The sequence below is a fragment of the Acidobacteriota bacterium genome, assembly GCA_009691245.1.
Classification (GTDB): domain Bacteria; phylum Acidobacteriota; class Terriglobia; order 2-12-FULL-54-10; family 2-12-FULL-54-10; genus SHUM01.
In genome coordinates this window covers 22,067-36,054 of sequence record SHUM01000035.1, presented here as the reverse complement: position 1 = coordinate 36,054, position 13,988 = coordinate 22,067, and the positions used below count along the sequence as shown (strand labels likewise).

The 13,988-nt window shown below is 58.9% G+C and carries 16 protein-coding genes and 1 tRNA gene; 6 read left to right on the top strand and 11 right to left on the bottom strand.

Annotation, left to right across the window (positions count from 1 at the left end; genetic code table 11):
* Together rho and EXQ56_09675 are read left to right on the top strand one after the other, a co-directional pair.
* Positions 1 to 155, top strand: a 155-nt coding sequence (gene rho, locus EXQ56_09680; protein ID MSO20713.1) for a transcription termination factor Rho, incomplete at its 5' end; no start/stop codon positions are given.
* Positions 156 to 194: 39 nt separating this feature from the next.
* Positions 195 to 875, top strand: coding sequence for a hypothetical protein (locus EXQ56_09675; protein ID MSO20712.1), 681 nt, complete (start codon positions 195 to 197; stop codon positions 873 to 875).
* A gap of 35 nt (positions 876 to 910) precedes the next feature.
* Here EXQ56_09675 and EXQ56_09670 read toward each other — a convergent pair whose 3' ends face one another.
* Positions 911 to 1,996: an alpha/beta fold hydrolase gene (locus EXQ56_09670; protein ID MSO20711.1), complete on the bottom strand. Its 1,086-nt coding sequence runs from the start codon at positions 1,994 to 1,996 to the stop codon at positions 911 to 913.
* Between the two features lie 325 nt (positions 1,997 to 2,321).
* Between EXQ56_09670 and EXQ56_09665 the strand changes: the two genes are divergently transcribed.
* Positions 2,322 to 3,044 carry an XRE family transcriptional regulator gene (locus tag EXQ56_09665; protein MSO20710.1) on the top strand — a complete coding sequence of 241 codons (723 nt, stop codon included), beginning with the start codon at positions 2,322 to 2,324 and terminating at the stop codon, positions 3,042 to 3,044.
* Between the two features lie 197 nt (positions 3,045 to 3,241).
* Complete coding sequence (locus EXQ56_09660; GenBank protein ID MSO20709.1) at positions 3,242 to 4,267, top strand: cupin domain-containing protein; 1,026 nt, start codon at positions 3,242 to 3,244, stop codon at positions 4,265 to 4,267.
* Between the two features lie 645 nt (positions 4,268 to 4,912).
* Here the strand turns inward: EXQ56_09660 and EXQ56_09655 are convergent.
* A complete protein-coding gene (locus tag EXQ56_09655) occupies positions 4,913 to 5,944 on the bottom strand; it encodes an alcohol dehydrogenase (protein MSO20708.1) in 1,032 nt (343 codons plus the stop codon).
* Positions 5,945 to 6,365: 421 nt separating this feature from the next.
* Between EXQ56_09655 and EXQ56_09650 the strand changes: the two genes are divergently transcribed.
* Entirely contained in the window at positions 6,366 to 7,070 is a 705-nt protein-coding gene (locus tag EXQ56_09650) for a tetratricopeptide repeat protein (protein MSO20707.1), read from the top strand.
* A 24-nt stretch (positions 7,071 to 7,094) separates the two neighbouring features.
* Here the strand turns inward: EXQ56_09650 and EXQ56_09645 are convergent.
* Positions 7,095 to 7,181 (bottom strand) — tRNA-Leu (locus EXQ56_09645).
* Positions 7,182 to 7,375: 194 nt separating this feature from the next.
* Here EXQ56_09645 and EXQ56_09640 point away from each other — a divergent pair.
* Positions 7,376 to 7,840, top strand: a complete 465-nt coding sequence (locus EXQ56_09640) for a hypothetical protein (protein MSO20706.1) — start codon at positions 7,376 to 7,378, stop codon at positions 7,838 to 7,840.
* Positions 7,841 to 7,857: 17 nt separating this feature from the next.
* Here the strand turns inward: EXQ56_09640 and EXQ56_09635 are convergent, their stop codons facing one another.
* From EXQ56_09635 to rplU, 8 genes are all read right to left on the bottom strand, one after another.
* Positions 7,858 to 9,210, bottom strand: coding sequence for a bifunctional folylpolyglutamate synthase/dihydrofolate synthase (locus EXQ56_09635; protein MSO20705.1), 1,353 nt, complete (start codon positions 9,208 to 9,210; stop codon positions 7,858 to 7,860).
* Between the two features lie 4 nt (positions 9,211 to 9,214).
* Positions 9,215 to 10,057 carry an acetyl-CoA carboxylase carboxyltransferase subunit beta gene (locus tag EXQ56_09630; protein ID MSO20704.1) on the bottom strand — a complete coding sequence of 281 codons (843 nt, stop codon included), beginning with the start codon at positions 10,055 to 10,057 and terminating at the stop codon, positions 9,215 to 9,217.
* Between the two features lie 166 nt (positions 10,058 to 10,223).
* Positions 10,224 to 10,694: a 23S rRNA (pseudouridine(1915)-N(3))-methyltransferase RlmH gene (locus tag EXQ56_09625; protein MSO20703.1), complete on the bottom strand. Its 471-nt coding sequence runs from the start codon at positions 10,692 to 10,694 to the stop codon at positions 10,224 to 10,226.
* A 14-nt stretch (positions 10,695 to 10,708) separates the two neighbouring features.
* A complete protein-coding gene (rsfS, locus tag EXQ56_09620; protein MSO20702.1) occupies positions 10,709 to 11,308 on the bottom strand; it encodes a ribosome silencing factor in 600 nt (199 codons plus the stop codon).
* Positions 11,277 to 11,945, bottom strand: a complete 669-nt coding sequence (gene nadD, locus EXQ56_09615) for a nicotinate (nicotinamide) nucleotide adenylyltransferase (protein MSO20701.1) — start codon at positions 11,943 to 11,945, stop codon at positions 11,277 to 11,279. The genes rsfS and nadD overlap by 32 nt, the downstream gene beginning before the upstream one ends.
* Positions 11,942 to 13,078 (bottom strand): GTPase ObgE, encoded by a 1,137-nt coding sequence (obgE, locus tag EXQ56_09610; protein MSO20700.1) that lies wholly within the window; start codon positions 13,076 to 13,078, stop codon positions 11,942 to 11,944. The genes nadD and obgE overlap by 4 nt, the downstream gene beginning before the upstream one ends.
* Before the next feature lie 134 nt (positions 13,079 to 13,212).
* Positions 13,213 to 13,500, bottom strand: coding sequence for a 50S ribosomal protein L27 (locus tag EXQ56_09605; protein MSO20699.1), 288 nt, complete (start codon positions 13,498 to 13,500; stop codon positions 13,213 to 13,215).
* A 61-nt stretch (positions 13,501 to 13,561) separates the two neighbouring features.
* Positions 13,562 to 13,873, bottom strand: coding sequence for a 50S ribosomal protein L21 (rplU, locus tag EXQ56_09600; protein MSO20698.1), 312 nt, complete (start codon positions 13,871 to 13,873; stop codon positions 13,562 to 13,564).
* Positions 13,874 to 13,988 lie beyond the last annotated feature (115 nt).

The following is a 13,988-nucleotide window of genomic DNA, read 5'->3' as shown; positions in this document are numbered from 1 at the left end:
AGCTGCTGCTGAGTAAGGACGAGCTGAATCGCATGTGGGTGCTGCGCAAAGTGCTGAACCAATTGTCGCCGACCGAAGCAATGGAGTTGCTCCTCGGCAAGCTCGGCAAGACCGCCACCAACGCCGACTTCCTCGCCTCCATGAGCGGCGGGTAGTATTGCGTCGAAGTAGAAGTTTTTTCGGGGATTGTATGTATGGACATCCTTGACATGCTCAGCCGAAAGCTTCGTTTTTTGGAACGGTTCTATGCAAACGCATCAGAGTCCTTTACAACTGTAATTTCTAAGATAGAAAACCAGGAGGAACCATACGACAACTTCGATTCAGAGGACTCTGTTCCATTTGAAGGAGAATGGCAGGATGCGCAAGAGTCACTAAATATTCTTGGCCAGTGTTGCTTATCGCTCGTGCAACGATCATTCGGTGAATTTCTTCCCGGATTCATCTCCAGAAGCGAGCAATTGGATCTGACCGAGGTGTCGGAGTTCGTCAGCCGACAGGCTACGGGGAAGAGCGACTTTAAAAGATATAAGAACTTTTATAAGAACCGCTACGACATCGATTGGGACAAAGCGCCTGTTGGTCTTAGTTCTCTGGAGGAGATCGCACTTGCACGGAACGCAATCTGGCACGACGGAAGCATTTGGGACCTAAGCGTAAAGCAAGATTCGAAGTACTTTGTAAGGTTTCCTGATTCGCTATTTGCAAGCGATTGGGAGAAGGATGCGTGGCCGCACGTCTACTCGAGTTCTGCTAAATTTGAACCCCACCGAATTGAAGTGACAGCGGAAAAACTGAGAATTGCCATCGGCATTGTCCAGGAATTCTGTGTATATCTGGATAATGAGTGGGAATCGCGCGTCCAGTTTAAGTAGTAGCTCTCCGCATGGTTCATGCGCTTAATCCAACGCTACTGTCGTCCTGATAATTGCGATGGGACAGAAGCCTTCAGCAGTTCCTCCATATACTGCTTCCAGAGCTCCGGGTAGTTGTAGCTCTGGTGGCCGCGCGTCTTTTCGCTGATGGGGATCAGCACGAAGCGGCCGTTCTTCACCTTCTTGATCTCGCGCTCCACGCTGCCCAGCTCCGGCGGATTGATGATGTCGTCCGCTGAATTAACATGCAGGAATTGCGTGGTGATCTTGCCCAGTTCCGCGCGCGGGTCGTAGTTGCGCGAGGAATCGTACTGATAGATCACGTCGTTGGCGTCGCGCTTGGGCAGCTCACTCTTGATGTAGTCATCCACATACTTGTCCATCGCGGCGCGCGTGGGATAGGTCTGTTGGAAGTTCAACTGCGAGACGCCGACCAGCGCGCTCATCAGCAGCGCGGAGGCCAGCCCCGCTTTCGGCTTCGCTGTGTAGTTCCCGCCCATCCAAGCCGGATCGTTCATGATGACGTCGTTCATCATCTTGCGCCTCATGCGGTTCAGGCCCGCGATCTCCACCGGCTGGCAGGCCATGGCGAACGTGGCGTCCATGAACGCCGCGTGCTGGATGGACCACAGGTAGGAGTGCATGCAGCCCTGCGAAGTCCCGAGCAGCAGGCGCAAGTGATCCACCTTCAGATGCTCGGTGAGCAGGCGGAATTGCGACAAGACCATGTCGTCATAGTCGTACTTGGGAAACTTCATGCGCAGGCCGTCGCTCGGCTTGCTCGATCCGCCGGTGCCGATGTTGTCCGGGATGATCAGGTAGTAGCGTGCCGCGTCGAGCAACTGTCCCGGACCAAACATGCCGTTCATGTAAGCGGGGATGAGAAAGCTTGCACCGCTCCCGCTGGTCCCGTGCAGCAGCAGCACGGCGTTGATAACGCGGCCCTGTGCGTCGCGCGCGGGCGTTCCCAGAGTGCGATAGAACACGCGCAGCTCAGGCAGCGTCTCGCCGGACTGAAAGCGGAAATCGCGCAGGATGAAGCTGCCCTCTTGCGGTGCGGCCTGCTGCGCCTGCATTGGAGCCGCTGACACCGACGCTGACACCAACACCAGCGCGGCCATGATCACAAGACAGGTTTTCAGACGAACAATAAGCACAACGGCTCCCTAACTGATGCTTTTGCTGCGATTATCCTGCCATAGTCATGCTTGAATCGCCAGCGCGGCTGCCAGAGCTGGTAGGACCATACCCTGAAAATCAGTACTTTAGCTCTATTGATTGGTTCTCTCCGGTAGTTCACCCTGTTTCTTGGATCGTTATTTTGGCTATGCACCCAGAGACAGTATTAATAGTTGGGACGGATAGACCGATAGAAGGAACCGGGGCTGCCTGCAGACAGGATGGACCCCAGGCAAAAGTGGAACAGATCGAGTTACGGAGGACAGCATGGGCACAATGATTGGACAGATGGAAAGCAGCAACCCGCTAGGGACTGGCTCGGCGGGTGTGCAGAGCGGAGTCGGCTCCAGCGCCGCGCGCGAAGTTGTTCGCTGCGGCGATTGCTCGCTGGTGCAGTTCCGCACTGCTTCGGATATGTGCCGCCGCTGCACCAAGCCGCTGCCATCGCTGCTCCGCGCGCCGGAAGCCGAGCCGGAAGCCGCGCTGCATGTTGCCACCGATCCCTTCGGCGATCTGGACGACGGCCAGCCCGTTGCCCGCGCTGAGCGCAATCGCCGTGTAGCCATGGGCAGCCGTCTGCGTGCCTGCCGCATCAAGATGGGCCTCACGCAAATCGAAATGGCCGCGCGTCTGAATATCCCTCGCACCTATCTGTCGCGCATCGAGAACGATCGCCTGCTGCCCGGCCCGTTGATGATCGCCAAGTTTGCCTTCGACCTCGGCCTCAATGTTTCCGATATGCTGCCAAGCTTCGCGGCGCAGATAGACGGCGACCGCCGCTGGGACGGCATCAGCCGCCGCATCCTGAATGTGTTTGAGGAGATGCAGCCGACGGATCAGGCAGTGGTGCTGCAGGCCGCCCGCTCCATGCTCGCCAGCGTCGACAACTCTACGGGTCGCGCCGCTACGGCCATCGGGCCCGGCTCCATGCGGGAGATGAGCACGCCGCCCGCTCGCACCGGATCGCCGGTATTGTGCGCCGCGCGTTGACGGTTGCTGCCAATTAGATTTTATTGATTGCGATGTCATCCTGAGCGGCCTGTCCCGGCGCGCCGTGGGAGCGAAGCCCCGCTTTCGCTTTAATCCACGGCATCCATTTGCTTTCTGCCCCATTTGCTCTCTGTACTGAAGCGCGCTAAACTGCTCTCCCGTGGCTGTGAACATCCCAGCCCGCAGGAGAGTGTGTCATGACCAACCGCCCACAGCGCATCACCCGCTTGCGCCATCTCGCCGGCAACTGTTTCCTTGGCGCAGTGCTGGCAACGGCAGTGTCGCTACAGGCGCAGACGCCGTCCGCAAAATCCGAGCTGATCCGCACTCGGACGCATCCCGTGAAGTTCGACGTGAAGCTCGGCGCGGGCGTGGCCGTGCTGAGTGAAGACCGGCTGCGCCAGATCGCCGTCACTTTGATTGAGCTGCCGCCGGGCAAGCAACTTGCGCCGCGCCGCGAGCTGGCCGAGGAGATGATCTACATTGTCTCCGGTCAGGGTTACACGCTGATGTGGAATAGTAAGATGTCGAACGAGAAGGACAGCGCCAAGATTCGCTACAACTGGAAGGCGGGCGACCTGCTCTCGCCCAGCATGAACTCCTGGCGGCAGCATAGCAACGCCTCGGCCACTGAGACGGCGCGCTACATCGTGGTCTCCACCGCGCCGCTTACGGAACGCATGTTCCGCAACGCGGGTTTCCTCACCGGCGTGAATTACACCTTTGATGATCGCTGGAAAGATTCGCTCGGCTTGGAGCCGCGCTACACGCCTGGTCCGGAAGGCCACGAGACGGTGCGCATGAAGGTCGGACATCTGCTGCCGAATCTGCGCGACCGCAAAATGCTGTTCCGCGGCAACGGCATGGACGGCATCACCATCACGCCAGAGGGCGACATGGCCAGCAATCACCTGATCGAGATGGAGGTCCGCGAGTTCACCGGCCCTGAGGCGACTTCGCCCGAGCACCGCCACGTCTGGGAGACGTTCTACCTGATCTTGAGCGGCGATGGCTATGCTACATTACAGGACCAAAACGGCCCCGAGCGCCGCCTCGATTGGACTGAAGGCGATGTGTTCCTGGTTGGCTCCAACGAGTGGCACAACCACAAACCGCGCGCCGGCTCGCTCCCCCGCTTCCTGCAAATCAAGCCCAGCGGCTACTTCCACGACATCGGATTAGACCCCTACCTGATGACCAACAAGCCCGCCGCGGGAAAATAGAGCAGGGAACGGCGAATGGGGAAATCCACTTGCCCGGAGGGCAAGACCGTGAATAGCCGTCCCGGCGTGCCGGGACGGGTGCGAAACCCCAACACAATTCACGGCCCTGACGGGGCCGGACAATTCCACTATCCACTCCACTATCCACGTGCGTGACGAGACAACGTCCGGTCAACCTCTGCGGGGTTGGTTTCATATTGGTGCGTCGATTCCGTAGGTTGAAACCTACGGCTATTCACGGTGATGCCCTGTGGGCATCTTGTGGGGAGACGATGCCCTACGGGCATTTTGGCGGACCGTTCAGGTATTTTCGCGAAGTGTCTAGAGGAGAAATTTGGAAAATTTCGGCAAGTTGGAAGCTGTTGACTATACCGCAAGATTGGAAAATGTTGATAATTCCGCAAAGTTGGACAGTTCGGATAATCTGTCAGGTAACTACTACGGGACGTCCCCTTGGCGGGACTGATTGGGGTACAGTGGGAATTTGCCAACGCACATGGGCTGTCGCAGGTCCGAGGAAGTCGGCGGACAAATAGGGAACGGAAATCGCCGGATCTGGTCAATTCCGTGAACGTGTGCACTTTGGTCAGAGCCGACAATTTGGTCAATCTGTCGGGCGGAATTTGGGCCGTCAGGAGGCGAAACTTAAGCGAACCCCAGGCAAACTTTGCCGAAGTGTTTTCCAGTCTCGATGTACTCGTGCGCCTGGGCGATTTCGGTGAAGGGGAAGACCCGGTCGACGACGCCACGGAGCCGGCCAGCCTCGACCAGTTTCAGGATGGGGGTCATGTCACCACGCGGACCCATGGTCGAGCCCAGGATGGACTGCTGGCGGATGTAGAGGAAGCGCAGATCCATCGAGACTTCAAAACCGGTGGTCGAGCCGCAGACGATCAGCTTGCCGCCCCGAGCCAGGCTGCGCGTGCTGGCGCCCCAGCTCTTCACGCCGGTGTGGTCGATGATGAGGTCGATGCCGCGCCCGCCGGTGAGTTGTTTGATCTCCTTGGCGATGTCCTGAGTGTAGTGATCGAGCACGACATCGGCGCCCAGCGCGCGCGCGCGGTCGAGCTTCGCCGTGCCGGCCGTGGTGATAACGCGCGCGCCGTAGGCTTTGGCGATCTGCACCGCCGCGCTACCCACGCCGCTTGACGCGCCCCAGACGAGTACGGTATTCCACGGCTTAATCTGTCCCTTGTTGACGACCATCTCCCACGCCGTGAGAAAGACCAGTGGAATTGCGGCACCCTCTTCAAAGCCAATGTTTGCAGGCTTGCGGATGAGTTGCGCTTCGTCGAGCGCAACCAACTCGGCCATCAGTCCATCGTGATGTTCGCCGAGGATGGAATATTTTTGGCAATACTGCTCGCGCCCATTCTGGCAGTCGCCGCAGGAGCCGCAACCCGCGCCGGGATGCACCAGCACTTCGTCGCCCGGCTTGAATTGCGATGCGCCCTGGCCGACTTCGCGCACGATGCCCGCGCCGTCGCTGCCGAGGATGACGGGCAGCGGCACGCCGGGAATGCCGCGGCGCACCCAGAGATCCAGCATGTTCAGCGCAGCGGCCTTGATCTCGACCAGCACCTGACCGGGACCCGGCGTGGGGCGTGCGATGTCGTCGATGCGGAGTTGATCGAGTCCTCCGTGGGCGTGGATGCGAATTGCTTTCATGGTTGGCATGACAAACTCCTTTGCAGGCTATTCCGCAGTGGGGCGGTGGCCATGAGCGAAGCTGAAATCATCTCAGTGAACAGGACAATTCTTGTCACAAGAGAAGACATGAATTGTACCGTTCCTCGGATGGAGAAGAAAGTCCTAGTCTGAGAAATCCTCAGGAAAAATTGCGTACATGACCAAACTCCTATGGATATTGGCTTGCGATCAGTACGCCCGTGGACTGGACGCCAGGAAAATGATTGGCCCCTCGCGTGCTGACAAGACTACCGGCGAAGTGTGCCGCTTGACCACGGACTCTTCAAAGGTGTTTACTAGCATGGATGGATGGTGTTGGCTACTAGCCCCACCGGCTTGCAGCGGAATGGAATGGAGTGCCATGGCAAACATTTTGATACTTGGAAAACGGATGCCCGAGCGGTAGGGTTTGATGCTGGTGATGGAATTGGCGGGGCACCAATGCGCGGACGTAGGGACCCTGGACGCTGCGGTGGATCATTTGACGAAGGACCATACGTGCACGCTGGTGCTCACCGACGCCACGATTGGTGAGGCCAATGCGGAGGACATTCGTCGTGTCCTGAAGGCGGCGTCTCCGCATGTCAACGTGATAACACTCACGGAAGAGTTGCTGCCCGGCGAGGCGTTGGTAAGCACCGAAGTAATAACCGCTGCAACCTCTCCTTTGCACAAACTGCCGACTTCCTATTCTCCCGCCTCGCGTGGCGATGCTGTATTGATCCTGCTGCCAGAGCAGGATTCGTTGCGCATGATTCCGGAGCTGCCTCGGACGGCGGGCATGTTGAACAAACTCGCGGTACTCTACCACTCGCAGGAGAAGTACGACGCGGCGGAGAAGCTTTACAAGCAGGCGCTACAGAAGAGCGAGAACTCGTCGAGCGACAAGCGGCGTGAGATGGCCAGCATTCTTCATAATCTGGCGAACCTTTATCGCGATCAAAAGCGCTACATGGACGCCGAGCAGCTCTACCTGAAGTCGATCTCGCTGGTGGAGAAACTTCTCGGCAAGAATCATCCCAAGGTCTGGAATCGCCTGAATTGTCTGGCCGATGTGTATCGCGCACAGGGGCGGGAAGCGGACGTCAAATCGCTGCTGATGCGCTTCAGCTAGCGCGTTGCTCATGTAGAACTTCGATGGTGCGAAAGAGGGGACTCGAACCCCTACGCCCTTTCGGGCACCAGATCCTAAGTCTGGCGCGTCTGCCAATTCCGCCACATTCGCAAGCCCGCAGCTTACCCCGATTATACCTTTCCCATTGCTAAATTGATCCGCTTGTTCGCTGTCTCGCTGTTCCCTCTCTCCACATTTTCAATGTGGCCATGTGCCTATTGATCCTCAACGCGATGGGCCGTACACTGAACCGAGCGGATGCTTGAACGCATTGGCGAATGGATAAAAGTAGACGAGATAGTTTCTTGACGACTCAAACCACGCCCGGACTAAAAACGCCTCAGGTAGTGATTGCTTTTTTGGACGGCCGCCGTTTGAGCGGATCTGTTTTTGACTTTTCACCAATGAAAGATCGATGCAGGATTTTCCCCGCCCAGAAGACCCAGGCGGGCGAAGGCGAAGTAGTGGATATTCGGGATTTGAAAGCCATCTTTTTCTTGCAGGATGCGGGGGAAGGCACGGCACCTCCTACCCACCCGCCTGGTGGGCCGCAACGCCGCCGCCTGGAGGTGTTGTTCCGCGATGGTGAGCGGCTGGAAGGAACAACGGAGGGCTACAGCAAGGAACGTCAGGGTTTCTTCATCGTGCCGGAAGACCCGACGGGAAAAATTATCCGCGTGTATGTGGTTAACGCCAATGTGAAGGAAGTGCAGTGGGTTCAGGCTCCGCCATCGACGCAAAGTCCCGCACCAAATCCACCCAGCTCGTGATCCAGCAATTTCCAAGTTCAGGCCGAAGCATTGGATTTTAGCAAGTCTCCCACCAGAAATAGCGAGCCGGTCGCGAAGATAACCGCTTTTCCGCCGGGCGCCTCCAACGCCAATGCAGCGGCCCGCTCCATCGCACGGACTGGACTGGGTTCAAGAACGAGATGCGCGTTCAGGTGATGGCTCAATTCGCGGATCGCTTCAGGCGAGGCTGCCCGCTCTTGCTGAGGCTGCGTGATGACTACCGCGTGCGCTTTGGAAAATAAAATCTCCGCAATTTCGCTGATGGCCTTATCTCGCATCGCTCCGTACACGAGTATGATGGGGCGATCAGAGAAATGTTCGTCCCAGAAGCGAGCGAGCGCGCGCGCCCCGGCGGGGTTGTGTGCTCCGTCGACGAACGTAGGCGGATCATTGTGAATCAGCTCAAGCCTGCCTGGCCAGCTTGTCGTGGCGAGGCCCTGCTGGATGGCTGCGTCGGGAATGCTGAAGCCTGCGCGGGATAACTCACGCACCGCCGCGATGGCGGTCATCGCGTTCTCCACTTGATGCATACCTCTTAAGGATGGCCACACCTCCAGCCGCCAACCTGCGCGATCACCAGCGATCAGGTGATAGAATCCATCGCCCAAATCTCTGCCGTAGGTCGAATATTCCTCCCGGATTTCCACGAGCCGGGCATTCAACTCGGCGCTACGGTTGCGAATTACGGCCACGGCTTCGGGATGGGATGCGGATGAAACAACGACGCCATTCGGCCTGCCACCGGGCTGGATGATTCCCGCTTTTTCTGCGGCGATGGCGGTGATGGTGGAGCCGAGAAATCGCTCATGGTCGAAGTCGATTTGGGTGATGACGGAGACCTGCGGATGGACTGTGTTGGTGGCGTCGAGCCGCCCGCCCATGCCCACCTCCAGCACCGCGAACTCCACGCGCTGCTGGCGGAAGTATTCCAGGGCCATGGCAGTCAGACACTCGAAATATGTGGGATGGAATTGCAGTGTCCCGTTTGCCAGCAATCGCTCGATGCGCTCACGCAGCGTGAGGAAGAGTTCGGCGAAAGCCTGCTGCGGAATCATCTCGCCATTCAAGCGAATCCGCTCGGTGATCTCGACCAGATGAGGCGACGTGTAGAGGCCCGTGCGCAGGCCCGCCGCGCGCAGGATCGCATCGATCATCGCCGATACCGAACCTTTGCCGTTGGTCCCGGCGATGAGAACACTGGGGTAAGAATGCTGCGGGGTCCCGAGGTCCTCCAGCAGGCGGGTGATGTTTTCGAGGCCCAGCTTCGCGGCCATCACGCCATCGGCGCCGGCTGCGCGGATCTCATTGCCGAGCGAGATCAGATAACGCGTTGACTCGGCGTAATTCATTGGTCTAGTCGAGGAAAAAGTTGAGGGCGTTGATAATGTAGGATTTCATTTCCGTGCGCAGTACGACGGCGTCCAACATGCCGTGCGTCAGCAGAAATTCGCTTCGCTGGAAACCGGCGGGCAGCTTCTGGCGAATCGTTTGCTCGATGACGCGCGGACCGGCAAAGCCAATCAGGGCGCCAGGTTCGGCGATGTTCAGATCGCCCAGCATGGAAAAGCTGGCCGTAACGCCGCCCGTTGTGGGGTCGGTGAGCACGCTGATGTAGGGGACGCCCGCCGTGTCCATGCGCGCCAGCGCCGCGCTGACTTTGGCCATTTGCATCAGGCTGACGGTACCCTCCATCATGCGTGCGCCGCCGGAGGCCGAGATGATGATGAGTGGAATGCGATGGTCGAGCGCGCGCTCGGCGGCTCGTGTGATCAACTCTCCCACCACTCCGCCCATGCTGCCGCCGATGAAGCCGTATTCCATGGAGCAGACGAAGACTCGCCTTCCGCCGATGGTGCCTTCCGCCGTGATGACCGCGTCTTTCAATTTCGTGGTCCGTTGCGCGGCGGCGATGCGGTCGCGGTATGATTTTAGATCGACGAAGTTCAGTGGATCGGATGTTTCCACGTCGCTATCATGAGTGGTGTAATTTTCGTCGTCCAGCAGCAGCCGCAGGCGCGTGCGCGCGTCGATGCGGAAATGATGGCTGCACTTGGGGCAAACGTTCCAGTTGGCGTCGAGGTCTTTTTTCCAGATGATGGCTCGGCAACCGTCGCACTTGATCCACAGTCCTTCCGTGCGCAGGCGTTCGCCTTCGGCGGCCTTCAACGGTTCTTTCTCTTTACGAAACCACGCCATTAAATCCTCTGTTGCTAACCGGTAAGGGCACGGTTTCAACCGTGCCGTAACGTGGACTACTGGGGCGGTTTTAACCGCTGAGGGACGCACCTCAGGGGCTAAAGCCCTTCACTAAGCCAAACTCTATCAGCATGGCTGAAGCCATGCCCTTACGTCAAATTAACTCCTATCGCGGATAGGGATGATTCGCCAAGATCGTAAATGCGCGGTAGAGCTGTTCGAGCAATACCACGCGCGCCAGTTCATGCGGCATGGTCATGGGCGAGAGCGAGAATTTCAGATGCGCCTGTTTGCGAAACGCAGGCGAGAATCCGTCGGCTCCTCCCACGCAGAATGCCAGTTCACGCGAACCTTGGTCGCGCTGCTTGCCGAGATACGCGGCGAACTCGGCGGAACTCCAGGCCCGGCCATCCGGGTCCAGCGCGACACGCAACGCTTGCGGCGAGCGGCGGATCATATTGTCTTCTTCAGCGGAGAGGCCGGTGCTTCCTGCCACTGTCGCCGACTTCCGCTTTCCACCGCGAACTTCCAATGCCGCAAACTCGCAATAGTGTTTCAGGCGCTTCGCATATTCATCGGTGAGCGAACTAACGCCGGGAAGCCTCGTTTTGCCGATCCAGTAAACCGCGATTCGCATCCGAGCCGTCCGGCCTATTCTTCACCCACTGGAATACGGCGCGCCATGCGCCAGAGCCGCTCCAGATCGTAGTATTCCCGCGCCTGCTCCGTGAATACGTGGGCCACGAAATCGACGTAGTCCAGCAGCACCCACTCGGCGTGATTATAGCCTTCGATGTGAGCGGGGCGCAATCCGGCGCGGCGCATGCTCGCGTCAATCTCATCGCAGATGGCCTGCACCTGCCGGGGATTCGTTCCGCTACATACCAAGAAGTAGTCGGTGAAGTCGGCCACCCCCTTCAGTTCGAGCAGATGCATTTTGCGCGCCTGCTTTTCCTTAGCCGCCTCGACTGCGATCATGACGATTTCGAGCGACTCGTTTCTGGCCTCGGCAACTGGTTCCAGCTCAGCCAGGGACGCCACGGGGAGCAGCTTAGGCTTCCGGGGCGTGCTGGCCTTGGTGGCCTTGCTGGCCTTGATGCTCGGAGCTTCGGCGCTCTGGGATTTGGCGCGTAGCCCGGTGGGCTTTGCGGCTCGCGGCTTGGGCGGCTTGGTTCCAGCGGCCTTGGGCGTTGCCGCGCGGGGCTTTGTGTTTTTAGGTTTAGTTTTTTTCAGCATAGGTGTCTTGGGCATAGATGTTCCGCTTCTTAATATAGTCCGCCACGGGTTGCGGCACCAGTCCCGTCAGCGATTCACCGTGCGCGGAGCGCTGCCGGATGTTGGATGAGGAGATGTCCGCCTCCACCGTGGTCAGCAGATGAACCGATGTGCGGCGCAGGTCGATGCGATTTTCCTGTAACGGCTGCTCGCTGCGAAGCACAGCAGGAAGAATGGAATTGATCTTCCCGATTTCGAATCCCGGCCGGCTCACCACGATGAAGTCGCAGGAATCGAGCAAGGCCACCGGGTCGTGCCACGTGGGGATGTCGAGAAACGCATCGACACCGATCAGGAAGTAGAGATGATCGTCATCGGCCATTTGCTGGTGGAAACGGCGGATGGTGTCGATCGAGTAATTCGGTTCGCCGCCGTGATGCTCCGGGTCTTCGAGGCGCGAGGGCGCGAGGTGCGGAACATCATTGCAGGCCAGCGCCACCATCGCGTAACGGTCAGCAAAGGCTGTAACCGTTCGCGCACGCTTATGCGGAGGGACGCCGGTGGGCACGAAGCTAATCTCATCCAGTGCGAAGGCCGACTGCGCCGCCATCGCCGCGGAAAGGTGGCCGGAGTGGATAGGGTCGAAGGTGCCTCCGAACAGCGCGATCTTCACGCGGGATCCTCGTTATCCTCATCGTCGTTAAAACTGTCGTTCGAGAGTTGATCCACTGTAAAGCTGGACGCGACGGGCACGCCGGGCAGCAGCTCGGCCACTCTGGCAACTTCATCCGCCGCGCGCATCTCGCGCAGGTGCGCGGCCATGGTCCAGATCAGCTTTTCGATGCCTTCGCCCGTTGCGGAAGAGAACTTGAGGAAGGGAATCTTCTTGCGCTTCGCCAACTTTTCGAGCTTCTTCAGCTTCTCGCCATCTCCGGCCAGGTCAATCTTCGAGGCGGCCAGGATCATCGGCTTCTCATCGAGACCGCCATTAAAAGTGGCTTCAAAGCTGGCCAACTCCGTCATGATGACATCAAAGTCGTGCGCGATATCGGCGGGCAGGTGCTCGCTGACGTCGATTAAGTGAATGAGCAATCGCGTGCGCTCAATGTGCCGGAGGAAGCGCGTGCCGAGGCCGTGGCCTTCATGCGCGCCCTCAATGAGACCGGGGATGTCGGCCACCACGAAGCTCTCGTCGTCGTTCACGCGGACCATGCCGAGCACCGGCTCCAGCGTGGTGAATGGATAGTCGGCGACCTTGGGCTTGGCGGAGGAGATGCGCGCCAGCAGCGAGGACTTTCCCGCGTTGGGCAAACCTACCAGACCCACATCGGCCAGCAGTTTCAGTACCAGCCGCAATCGGCGGAACGCGCCGGGCTTGCCGTCTTCATGTTCGCGGGGAGCTTGATGCGTGGAGCTGGTGAAGCGGGAATTGCCACGTCCGCCGCGCCCGCCGCGCGCGATCACCACATGCTGCCCCTGCCGGTCGAAGTCAAAAACCGGTTCGCCAGTTTCCGCGTCGGTAACCACGCAGCCCACGGGCACGCGCACGACGGTATCTTTGCCATCGCTGCCCTTGCAATTGCTGCCCAGGCCGTGCTCACCGCGCTCGGCGCGATGCTCGGGATTGAAGCGGAAGTGGATGAGTGTGTTGTGCTGCTGAGTACTCTCGAAGATGATGGAGCCGCCGCGTCCACCGTCGCCGCCGCTGGGGCCGCCGCGGGGAACGTACTTCTCGCGGCGAAAGGCCAGGCAGCCATTGCCGCCGTCGCCCGCCTTCACCGTAATGACTGCTTCATCAACAAACACGTGTGGAGTCCGCTCTGCCTACCGCCAAGAAACAATTGCCGCCGAAGGAATGCTCTGCAATGAATCCGTTGGCGGCGCCGGCGTGCGGATACAAAAAAACGGAAGAGGGCGCTACGGCCGTCTTCCGCTGCTGACTAATTAGCTGGAGTGGCGGCGACTGAAGCCGCGCCCACTGGATCAACTGCCACAAAGCGGCCCGAGCGGCCCTTATCAATGAAGCGCACCGTGCCGGTGATCTTGGCGAACAGCGTGTCATCGCTGCCGCGCCCGACATTGGCGCCGGCCTTGATCGGTGTGCCGCGCTGGCGGACGATGATGGAGCCGCCGGAGACCAACTGGCCGCCGAAGCGCTTCACGCCCAGCCGCTGCGCGTTGGAGTCCCGCCCGTTTCTTGAACTGCCTAACCCTTTTTTATGTGCCATTACAAAACTCTCCGTGCCTTACCGGCATATCTGGAAGTCAATTGCGCGAAGTTTTGCGGCGTTACAGGTTGACCTTATCAACGCGCACTTCGGTATAGTTCTGGCGATGCCCTTGCATCTTTTTGTACTGCTTCTTTTTCTTGTAGTGGAATACGAGAATCTTCTTGGCGCGATCATTGCCCAGAATGGTGCCCTCGACAGTGGCGCCTTCCACTTTCTTTCCGCTGACGATAGTGCCTTCCTCGGGGGAGACTGCCAGCACGCGCCCGATGGCGGTAGTTGTGCCTGTCTCGCCTTCCAAGGTCTCCACGCGAATTACATCACCGGGGGCGACACGGTACTGCTTTCCACCCGTCTCAACAATGGCGTACATCCTGAACTCTCCTGTAACCAGAGCTAACTTGATGGGCCGGAAGCGCTTGCCCCGGCCAGTCTATTCCTAACTTACCTGCTGAACCTTACGATTATAGCCAACCTGCTGGGGCACG